Source organism: Desulfuromonadales bacterium (genome assembly GCA_035620395.1).
Taxonomy (GTDB): Bacteria; Desulfobacterota; Desulfuromonadia; order Desulfuromonadales; family DASPGW01; genus DASPGW01.
This window is the reverse complement of sequence record DASPGW010000313.1, coordinates 1-3979: the sequence shown is the minus strand read 5'-3', so window position 1 is coordinate 3979 and position 3979 is coordinate 1. Positions and strand designations below refer to the sequence as shown.

Annotated in this window: 6 protein-coding genes; all 6 read right to left on the bottom strand. The window is 65.7% G+C overall.

All coding sequences use genetic code 11. The annotated features are described in order from the left end of the window. Positions 1 to 481 (bottom strand): EamA family transporter (locus tag VD811_16680; GenBank protein ID HXV22622.1); only part of this gene is annotated, 481 nt, incomplete at its 3' end. A 51-nt stretch (positions 482 to 532) separates the two neighbouring features. Next, positions 533 to 1585, bottom strand: coding sequence for a low specificity L-threonine aldolase (locus tag VD811_16675; GenBank protein ID HXV22621.1), 1053 nt, complete (start codon positions 1583 to 1585; stop codon positions 533 to 535). Positions 1586 to 1739: 154 nt separating this feature from the next. Then, positions 1740 to 1895 (bottom strand): hypothetical protein, encoded by a 156-nt coding sequence (locus tag VD811_16670; protein HXV22620.1) that lies wholly within the window; start codon positions 1893 to 1895, stop codon positions 1740 to 1742. A 71-nt stretch (positions 1896 to 1966) separates the two neighbouring features. Continuing rightward, entirely contained in the window at positions 1967 to 2284 is a 318-nt protein-coding gene (locus tag VD811_16665) for a DUF2007 domain-containing protein (GenBank protein HXV22619.1), read from the bottom strand. Further along, complete coding sequence (locus VD811_16660; GenBank protein ID HXV22618.1) at positions 2284 to 3408, bottom strand: HRDC domain-containing protein; 1125 nt, start codon at positions 3406 to 3408, stop codon at positions 2284 to 2286. Before VD811_16660 ends, VD811_16665 begins: the two co-directional genes overlap by 1 nt. A gap of 52 nt (positions 3409 to 3460) precedes the next feature. After that, positions 3461 to 3979: NUDIX domain-containing protein (locus tag VD811_16655; protein HXV22617.1), on the bottom strand; the 519-nt coding region annotated here is incomplete at its 5' end.

The following is a 3979-nucleotide window of genomic DNA, read 5'->3' as shown; positions in this document are numbered from 1 at the left end:
CGAGGACGATGGCTGCGATCCCCCAGAAGGCCTGCGGCCCGAGGCTCGCGCCCCGACCGAAGATGGTCGCAAGGCCGATCAGACTCAGAGCCATACCCGCCAGCCGGGGCGGGGTCAGCCCCCGCTCGCGCAGGACGAAGGTCGCCAGTGCCCCGGTGATGACCGGCGTGAGCCCGAAGATCACGGCGATCCACCCCGAGGGGATGAAGCGGGCGCCCCAGTAGACACAGCTCATCCCGCCCCAGATCCCCAGCCCGCTCGCCAGATAGATGTGCAACGCTCTGCGGTGGCGAGGCAAAGGCACACGCAACAGCAGCGCCAGCGCCAGACAGAGAACGGCGCCGATCGCCATCCGGCCGAGCAGACCGAAAAGGAAGTGGGTCCCCTCCCCGCTCCACTTGATGGCGAGCGGGGTGGTGGTCCAGATGAGGATGACGCCGAGGTAGGCTGCCGGCACCGACATGTCAATTTCCGTTTTCATTCAACAAATCACTCTCCCCTACTTCAGCAGGGGGCAAGGCAGGGGCCGCGGTCAAGGCGATTGTGCCAGTTTGCGCACCTCAGCCACCAGAGCGGCGATATCCGCCCCGGTGGTGCTCCAGGAGCACATGAAACGGGCCTGGCCGGTGCCGATGAACGTGTAGAACTGCCAACCGCGCAGGCGAAGAAGCTCGATCAGCCTCGGCGGCATGGATACGAATACGGCGTTGGCCTGGCAGGGGTGGACCACCTCGATGCCGGGGATCTCCGTCAGCGTCGTGGCGAGCTGCCTTGCGCAGGCATTGGCATGGGCGGCGTGGCGAAGCAGCGCCCCGTCGCGCAGCAGACCGATCCACGGGGCGGCCAGAAACCGCATCTTGGCAGCAAGCTGGCCGGCCTGCTTGCAGCGATAGTCGAACTCTTCGGCCAGCGCCCGGTCGAAAAAAACCACCGCCTCCCCTACCGCCATCCCGCACTTGGCGCCGCCGAAGGAGAGCACATCGACCCCGGCCCGCCAGGAGAGCTCTGCGGGGGAGGCGCCGGAAGCGGCCACTGCGTTGGCGAAGCGTGCGCCGTCCATGTGCAGGCGCAGTCCCAGCCGCCGGCACATCTCGCCGACCGTGGCCAGTTCCTCCCTCGTGTAAACGGTGCCGAGCTCGGTCGCCTGGCTGATGCTGAGCGCCCGCGGTTTGGGATAATGAATGTCGCTGCGCCGCTTGACGTTGTGCTCCACCGCCGAAAGGTCCACCTTCCCGTGCAAGCCGGGAACGAGCAGAATCTTGGTGCCGTTGGAGAAGAACTCCGGAGCGCCGCACTCATCGGTCTCGATGTGGGCGAGTTCGTGACAGATGATGCTGTGGTAGGAGTGGCACAAGCTGGACAGGGCCAGGGAGTTGGCGGCCGTGCCGTTGAAGACGAAAAAAACCTGGCAGTCGGTCTCGAAGAAATCGCGCAGCAGGTCGCAGGCCCTGGACGTCCAGGGGTCGGCGCCGTAGGAGGGGGCGTAGCCGGCGTTGACTTCGGCCATCGCCTCCCACGCCTCGGGGCAGACGGCGGCGTAGTTGTCACTGGCGAACTGGTTGCGACCGGCACCGGGCTCGTTCATCGGGACGCTCTCCTTTCGTCGATTCGATTACATCGAAATCTTCCCTCTTCGTGATGAGAAGCCGGAGGGGAAAACGGCAGGGCTGAGAAGGACAAGGAAAAACCGCAGATCCGGCAACCGCCACGAGCCCGCCCGCCTGCAGCCTCCCGGAAGATCACCTGGCCTTGAGTTTGACCTTGACTCCGTCGCCCTTCAACTCGGCAGAGGACTTGACGCCGACCCCCTTTTTGACATGTCCGGGCGGAGCAATGACCATACAACCAGAAATGGCAAAGGCGACAATCAAGGACAGGCAAACGATACGCATCATGAATTCTCCTTCGTAAAAAGACTAAACATCCGGCTCAGCACAGGCCTGGCGCCCCACCAAGGCAAGCGCCTTCACGCCCTCTCTCTGCCGCACTTCCAGCACGCTCCGAACTGTCCCTCGAGCCTCTCACCGCAGCCTGGGCAGACCCAAGGCTCCGGCTTGTGCGCATCGGTCTGCAGCCAGCCGTCGACCAGCACCCTGGCCCGCGGATAGATTTCGTCATCGATCACCCATAATTCAGGGTAAAGTTCGACAAAAGGGATTTCTCCCATCGCAGCGAAGAGCTCCTCGTTGCGAATCAGGCAGGCAATCCCCTCCCCTTCCAGCAACTCCTTGAGCAGCAGGGCCAAGGGACGCTCGCCGATACCGAAGGCATGCAGCTTCTTCATCAGGGCTTGCCGGCGGCGCGCAGCAACTCCGCCCCGAACGCCTCGCGCTGCCAGCTCTTCAGGCCGGACACTTCAGCCAGGGCGGCAATCGAGGCGGGCCGGCGGCGGGCGATCTCCTCAAGGGTGGCGTTGTTGATGAGAACCCCCGGCTCCATCGACAGTTTCTCTGCCTGCTTCTGCCGCCACTCCCTGAGCTGCTTGAAACGGCGCTCCGCATCGGGGTCCTTCTCCCGGCGCTCGCCCCGCGGGAAGACGGGCAAATCCTGTTCCGGCACCGCCATCCCCACCTCGACGGCCTGCAACAACTGCCTGCCGTAACGGTCGACCAGCCGGGGAGATATCCCCTCGATGCCGACCAGACCCTGCGGGCTCTTCGGCGCGTTCTTGGCCAGCTCGATCAGCGATGCGTTTCCCAGCACTTTGAACGGTGGGCAGTCGCGCCGCTGCGCCTCGCCGGTGCGCCACTGCAGCAGTGCTTCGAGCACCGCCAGCTGTCGCCGGTCGAGAGCCGAGGCCCCCTTTGCCCGCAAAAAGAGCGGCCCGTCAGCCTCAGCAAAACGGACCTGCTCCAACAGGGAAAACTCTTCGGCCACCCAGCCGAGCCGTCCCTTCTCCTGCAACCGCTCCTCGAGCTGGGCGGCCAGCCGATGCAGGTGGCGGGTATCTTCGGCGGCGTAGCGGACCATCTCGGCGGAAAGCGGCCGCAGCGACCAGTCGGCCCGTTGGTACTGCTTGTCGAGCGTCACGCCGTAGTGCTTGCCGAGAACATCGGCCAGACCCACCTTTTCCTCCCCGAGAAACTGGCAGGCGACCATGGTGTCGAAGAGGCCGCGCACCGTAAAGCCGAAATCGCGGTAAAGGCAGCGCAGGTCGTAGTCGGCGGCATGGAAGATCTTGCGGATGCCGGGGTCGGCGAGCACCGGCGCCAGGGCCGAGAGATCGGCGCCGGCCAGAGGATCGAGCAGCACGGTAGCCGCCGGGGTGGAGAACTGCAGCAGGCAGACCTTCTCCCGGTAGGAGTGCATCGAGTCGGCCTCGAGATCGACGGCGATCGCCGTCTCGCGGGCGAGTTCCTCGGCCAGCGCTGTGACTTCGGCGGTGGTGGTCAGGATGGGGATGGGCATGGGGACTCCGGTGGATGATTAGGGTGCGTAGGGGCGGGTTCCAAACCTGACCCTACAGAAATTTTACCGCCTTCTTGTGGGCACCGTGCAGAGGGAGCGCCTGCAGGCCGGCGGCATCGACCCAGCGCTCCTCCCCTTCGGACACCCGGTCGGAATCTTCGACGGTGCCGCGGAAGACGCGCAGGTCGAGTCGGAAATGGCTGTACGCGTGGGCGACCCCTCCCGTCTCGGCGAGCGTCCCCTGCAGACCGAGTCCGGACAGCAGCGCCCGCGCTGCCGACAGCGGGGCTCCTCCTTCGGCAACCGCGGCCGTCGGAAATTCCCAGAGTCCGCCGAGCATCCCGGCAAGCGGCCGGCGGCGCACCAGATAATTTCCTCCGCGCTCCAGCAGCAGCGCCACCTGGAGAACCGTCGGCACCGCTTTCCTTCTGCCGGAGAGGGGCAACTCGCGCTCCAGCCCCTGCGCCCGCGCCTGGCAGAGCGCCGCCAGGGGGCAACGGGGGCAGTCGGGGTTCTTCGGCGTGCAGAGGGTCGCTCCCAGGTCCATGATCGCCTGGGCGTAGTCGTGCGG